The organism is Microvirga sp. P4_G7 (genome assembly GCF_056401005.1).
The window spans coordinates 1-4817 of the sequence record NZ_JBFUKD010000261.1; the positions used below are offsets into that span (position 1 = coordinate 1).

The following is a 4817-nucleotide window of genomic DNA, read 5'->3' on the forward strand; positions in this document are numbered from 1 at the left end:
STGTTGCGCGAGGTCTTGTTGAGTTGGATGTTGTACCTCTCCGCGAGGATCCCTTTTAGCTGCGTCCCATCGAAGCCAGCATGACCGCTCACGAGAGTGAGACGCGTCGGATCGAGAAAGAACTCATCGTCCCTGATACTTTTAGCGGCATCGAACCAGGTTGTTCCGGGGGTGAGGAAGTCCACAAAGCCACTCTTGCGGAACTCTTCCGGAACCAGGTCATCGTTGCCGAGCACCTTGAAGTACCGCGAGATGATCGGGTGGCTGTTGATCTGCCGGCGGATTTCCAGGGCGATCTGAATCGCATTCGCGACGAGGCCGTAGCCCTCGAGCTCCATCTGCCGCCGGGCGACGTCGAGACTGGCGATGAGCTGTTGGTTCGGGCTCGTCGAAGCGTGCGTGAAAACTGCCTCGTGGAATTGTTCTTCGACAGTGTGATAGTCGACGTCCTTCACCAGGACCATCGATCCCTGACGAATTGCCGACATCGATTTATGGGTCGAGTTCGTCTGATAGACCCTCAGCCGCACTTGGCGCGGATCCGGAACGAGACGCGCGTCAAGAAGAGTTTCAACACTGGCGTCGGCCCCCAATTTCTTTTGCTGTCGCTCATAGGCTTCCAATGCCTCGGGCGTTTGCAAGTAGTGCTCGATATCGGCAGCCGCACCCATCGCCGTACGCGGACGCAGGAAGGGCGACCAGTGGGCGAAGCCGAACCACGCCTCGTCCCAGAGGAAGATGAGATCTGGCTTGATCGCCAGGCATTCCTCCATCACACGGCGTGTGTTGTAGACATGCCCGTCGAAGGTACAATTCGTGAGATCGAGGAGCTTCACGCGATCGAGGCGACCGGCAGCCTTGAGATCGAGGAGAGCCTTCTTGATGGCGCGCAGCGGCACCGCCCCGTACATCGAATACTGCGTGAGCGGAAATGCCTCGACGTAGTAGGGCTGTACCCCGCTCAGGACGCAGCCGTAATGGTGAGACTTGTGGCAATTCCTGTCGATGATGGCGATGTCACCGGGCGCCAAGAGTGCCTGGACAACCATCTTGTTACTCGTCGAAGTTCCGTTGGTCACGAAGAAGACGCGATCCGCGCCGAAGGCGCGTGCTGCCAGCTCCTGTGCTTTCTTGATGTTTCCGGTCGGCTCCAGCAGGCTGTCGAGCCCGCCGGTTGTCGCGGAGCTTTCGGCGAGAAATAGGTTGGCGCCGTAGAACTCGCCCATGTCACGGATCCATCCGGACTTGAACACCGCCTTTCCTCGGGCAATCGGCAGCGCGTGAAAGGTCGCGATCGGTCGAGCAGCGTATTTCTTGAGGTTATCGAAGAAGGGAGTGACAAATCGGGCCCGAACGCCCTCGAGGATCGACAAGTGAAGTTCGAGCGGCTCCTCGACCTGATAGAAGACTCTCCGGACTGCATTGGCGCGCACGTCGCCGGCAAGTTTCTCCACGTTGCGATCGGTGAGAAGATAGATGTCGAGCTCAGGGCGGATCCGTTTCAGGATGTCCGCGAGGTCGAGTGTCAGCTCTTCCTCCCCAATCTCGGTCGCAACTCCATAGGCGTCGAGAAGCGCGCGTATGAGCGACGCGTCCTGTCGGGTGCGAAGCGCAAAGCCTTCGTAGAGGGCGATCGCCGCGATACTCGGATTGACGATCGTGGCTGCGACTGCGTCCTCGGCGCTGCCCACGATCACCGGTTCGGAGACGAACTCATCCTCGGGTCGCCTCAGTCGGCGAATTTCATGGATCAAATGCTGCCAGCGCGAAGGCTGGTGAGGCGTTACGAAAAGAACCTCGAAATACGGCCGATGGGCGGCGCCGCCAAAGGCCGGGGGCAATCTATCCGCCGGGATATCTATGGCCTCATCGCTGCTCTCCCATTCCGCGGGATCGTGCTTGAAATCCTGGGAGATGATCGCGGACGAAATCCGTTGCGCCAGGAAATAGAATCCTTTGGCGTCACCTTCGCTCAACCTCGCCCGCAATCGATCGAGAAGGGTCAAGCCCGGATAGGCAAAGAACGCCTCCAGCGGACCGAGGTCTAGAAGTAACGCCTTGATCCGGTCCAGTGCCGCAGGCTTTCCGCCATGCCAAGCCCTGGCGGCTGCAAGCACCTCGACCCACTTGTCGGTTCGCATCGAGGGGGCAGAGAAGAAATGATCGATTGTCGAGTGCGAAGAATCTGACTTGTTCATCCTCGTCTTCCTTCGTGACTGAAAGGGTGTTGCTGACAAGTCGAGACAGTTGCCTCACACCGATCGTGCAGACGAACCGTGGAAAATCTCGCCGTGTGCACTCTGGAACTGGCAGGCCATCGTCAGGTCATCAGGATCACGATCACCATTCCCCAGATCGTCAGCAACGTGTTTCCAACGGCGTAAGTGACGGTGTATCCAAGCCCGGGTATTTGGCTTTTGGCGCGATCGTTGATCATTCCCAGCGATGCGGTCGTCGTCCGAGCACCGGAGCAGCATCCGAGCAGGATCGCAGGGTGGAATTTGAAGATGTACTTCCCGGTGTACATCGCCAGAATCAGTGGAAGCGTCGTCACGAAAATGCCCCACAGAAACAGACTGAAGCCTTTCGCTTGGAGGCCTGCGACAAACCCCGGACCTGAAGAGATGCCAACCACTGCGATGAAGACGTTGAGGCCAACGGAATTCATGAACCAGACGGTCGGCGAGGGTATGCGTCCGAAGGTCGGGTGAACGGATCGGAGCCAGCCGAAGAACAACCCGGATATCAGCGCGCCGCCCGAAGTCGACAAAGTCAGGGGGACGCCGCCGACATTGTAGACCAATGCGCCAACCAGGGCGCCGATCGTGATCGCCGCGGCGATGAAGGCGACGTCTGCCACGTCGGTCTGTCGGTCGGGACGTCCCAGGGCATTTGTTGCGGCGGTCGTATCTTGCGTGCGGCCGACGAGGGTGAGGATGTCTCCGCGATACACTTTCGTGTTGGGCAGGATGGGAATGTCGGTCGCCGTCACGCCCCGAACGATCTTGCGGAGGAAGACGCCGCGGGCCTCCGGCATCCCGGCGAGTTCCTGCAAGGTTTTGCCGTCCGCATTCTTGCTCGTCACGTAGACGTCGATGCCCTCCACGGGAACGGCCAGCAATTCCCGGTCATTGATTTCTTCCGCGTGGGGACCGATCAGCTCCACCAGGATCTCGCGCGGACCGGCGACGGCCACGATGTCACCGGCCTGAATGACCGTATCAGCGGTTGCCTCGATCAGTTTTCCATCCCGTCGGACGCGCTCGATGAACACGCGCTTGTCCGGGAAGCGAGATTCCGCCTCCTGCGCCGTCAACCCAACCGCCACACCATTCTCGCGGATCTTGAACGCGCGTAATTCGAAGCGGTGCCAAGCCGTCCCGGGCCCGCCCTCCTCTTTCTTTCCGCCGTGTTCGATTTCGTAACGTTTGCATTCCGCTTCGAGATCGATCCCGAGAAGAGCAGGTCCAATCAAGGCGAGAACGAGCGCGGATCCGACAGTGCCGAAGATGTAAGTGACGGCGTATGCGACCGGCATGTTGTCGAGAAGCTGTTTGGCCTGGTCCGGAGGCAGACCGAGCCTGTTGATGGCGTCGGTTGCAAGGCCCATCGAGGCCGAGATGGTCTGCGATCCCGCATAAAGTCCCGCTGCGGATCCGACATCGTATCCCGCGAGGAGCGCTCCAAGATAGGCAGCACCAAGACAGAATACGCACACGACGGCCGCGAACACCGCCTGGGGAATGCCGTCCTTTGCTATCCCTCGCACGAATTGCGGTCCGACGCCGTAGCCGATCGCGAACAGGAACATGAGGAAGAATGTCGATTTCAGGGGCGGCGAGATCGTAATGCCGAGTTGGCCGATGAGCACGGCGGCGATCAACGTCGCCGTGACGGCCCCCAGCCCAAGTCCCTTGAATGTAAAGGAGCCGAAATAATACCCGATCGCCAGGGACAAGAAGATGGCAATTTCCGGATAGCTTTTAAGAGTATTGACGAACCAGTCGACCATGGCGGAACTCATCCTGTGTGATGAAGCTAACCTGTAGGCCCGTCGTAGTTCTCAAGTATGCGCTCGTCTGATCACCCCGATCGGAGGCTTGGGATGTTCAAGAATGTGGCTTCCGACGCCAGCGCGCTTCCCCTGCCCGGCCGCAAAAGCTCGTTCGCGAGCCCGCATGGAGCAAATTTTTTCGTTGGGTTCGATTTGCAGCGGGGCCGTTCAGAGGCAGTCGAGCGAGCCATGTTCCACTCCACACTTGCGAGCAGTCTGCGACCATAATCCCACGCCGGGCATCTTACTATGAGGGTAAACCCTGATCTCGAAGCGGAACAGTTGCGATTTGGGCCCGGGAATCACCCGATTGATGCTGCAAAGACACATCATTCTCGAAACGAAGAGTTGGGCATTGTTGGTGCAGCAAGGCTTCGCTAAACTCAGGCTCGTATCGAGTGGAGTTTGGGAATGCGCGCACGCTTGGTTCTGCTGTCGCTGTTCGCCGGTGCGCTCGTTGCGACCTCCGCTACCTCGGCAGACTTGCCAACCAAATCCGCAAAGCCCGTCGACTACGTCCGCACCTGCTCGACCATGGGGGCGGGCTTTTTCGCCATTCCTGGCACCGACACCTGCCTGAAAGTGGGTGGTCGGGTGCGCTTCGAGTATCGCTATCTCGAACCTGGTGCCCGAGACGAAGATGCAATTTCAACGCGGGCCCGCGCACGCATCGAACTCGACGCACGAAATATGACCGGTTACGGCCTGCTCCGCACCTTCGTTCGCTACGAAGTCACACGGAATACCGGAACCTACGGCGACA

The 4817-nt window shown here is 59.1% G+C and carries 3 protein-coding genes; 1 reads left to right on the top strand and 2 read right to left on the bottom strand.

Features of this window, described 5'->3' with window-relative positions:
- Together AC1DT3_RS12315 and aspT are read right to left on the bottom strand one after the other, a co-directional pair.
- Positions 1-2198 (bottom strand): decarboxylase (locus tag AC1DT3_RS12315; RefSeq protein WP_477465541.1); only part of this gene is annotated, 2198 nt, incomplete at its 3' end.
- A 122-nt stretch (positions 2199-2320) separates the two neighbouring features.
- On the bottom strand, positions 2321-4012 hold the full coding sequence (aspT, locus tag AC1DT3_RS12320; protein ID WP_477465542.1) for an aspartate-alanine antiporter: 1692 nt from the start codon (positions 4010-4012) through the stop codon (positions 2321-2323).
- Positions 4013-4465: 453 nt separating this feature from the next.
- Between aspT and AC1DT3_RS12325 the strand changes: the two genes are divergently transcribed.
- Positions 4466-4817 (top strand): porin (locus AC1DT3_RS12325; protein WP_477465543.1); only part of this gene is annotated, 352 nt, incomplete at its 3' end.

What these genes read in the sequence shown, in the direction of transcription:
- aspT (WP_477465542.1), bottom strand. Translation starts at nt 4,012, where the DNA reads ATGGTCGACTGGTTCGTCAATACTCTTAAAAGCTATCCGGAAATTGCC.